The sequence below is a fragment of the Vibrio sp. 811 genome (assembly GCF_033339195.1).
Window position 1 is genome coordinate 1 of the sequence record NZ_JAWOUB010000088.1, and the last position, 1,183, is coordinate 1,183.

Sequence of the window (1,183 nt, forward strand, 5' to 3'; positions counted from 1 at the left end):
CGATGTCGATGGATAACATGAACATGGGCGATATGCCGATGGATCATTCAAAAATGGATCACTCCAACATGCAAGGCATGGCAGGAATGTCAGCAGTGGGTATGCCAGCGAATGGGGCGAAACCGGATAAAGTCGTCCATGTAATTTTGAGCGATGACATGAAAATCACCTTCAAGAAAGACGTAAAAATCGAACCGAACGACGTCGTGCAGTTCGTGGTGATGAACACGGGCAAAATCGATCATGAGTTCACCATCGGTTCAGCAGCAGAACAACTTGAGCACCGTGAGATGATGAAAAACATGTCAGGTAATCACATGCACGACTCTGGCAATGCTGTCACCGTAGAACCGGGTAAAGCAAAACAGATTTTGTGGCACTTCCACGGAGACAACAACGTAGAGTTTGCTTGTAACATTCCAGGCCACGCAGAAGCTGGCATGGTCAAAAAAGTGAAGTTGTAAGGTTATAAGTCGGCTTCGGCTTAAACAAGATAATCTAACGATGACAATACGTTAGACATGAATACAACAAGACAAAAGGAGCTGCACTCAGCTCCTTTTTGTTTCGTTCATCCCTGCTACTATCGCATGACGAACAGCTCTTCATGGTAATGACGTTCGGTATCGACGCGATAAGCATTCAACTCTTTTTTCAGTGTTTGCGAAAAAGCTTCAGGCCCGCAGAAATAGAACTCATAACGCGCTAAATCGCCACATTCGCTCGCGATACGCTCTACGTTAAGTCGAGGAGACACCGCCGTATCAATCACGTTCAGCTTCACTTGCGCAAGACGTGCCATTTTCCACAACTCGTCCACTAAGTGACTGTCCAAACCTCGCGTGCAGTAAAACAAATGCACAGGAGGATGCGTTTTTAGCGATTTGAGTGACGCTAAGATGGCAAAGAACGATGCGACCCCAACACCACCCGCAATCCAAATCTGCGGCTTATTGACGTCAAACGCCAAGCGTCCGTAAGGGCCTTCAACCATCACTTCTTCACCAATTTTAACTCTGTGGTACAAATCCGTAGTGAAATCACCCAACTCTTTGATCAAAAAGCGTACCTCTGGTTCATGCTCACCTGAAACAATCGTAAACGGATGCGGATCTTCATTACCAAAACGAACATAAGCAAACTGCCCAGCTTTGTGTCCTTGCCAAGGTTTTCCTTGGCCGTT

Annotated in this window: 1 protein-coding gene and 1 pseudogene; one reads left to right on the forward strand and one right to left on the reverse strand. The window is 46.3% G+C overall.

All coding sequences use genetic code 11. The features are described from left to right. Positions 1-2: 2 nt before the first annotated feature. Complete coding sequence (copI, locus tag R7Q46_RS24995; protein ID WP_318077905.1) at positions 3-464, forward strand: copper-resistant cuproprotein CopI; 462 nt, start codon at positions 3-5, stop codon at positions 462-464. 119 nt (positions 465-583) lie between these two features. On the opposite strand, the pseudogene R7Q46_RS25000 reads toward copI, so the two are convergent. Next, positions 584-1,183, reverse strand: a pseudogene (locus R7Q46_RS25000) (ferric reductase); the annotation flags it as partial.

What these genes read in the sequence shown, in the direction of transcription:
- copI (WP_318077905.1), top strand. Translation starts at nt 3, where the DNA reads ATGTCGATGGATAACATGAACATGGGCGATATGCCGATGGATCATTCA.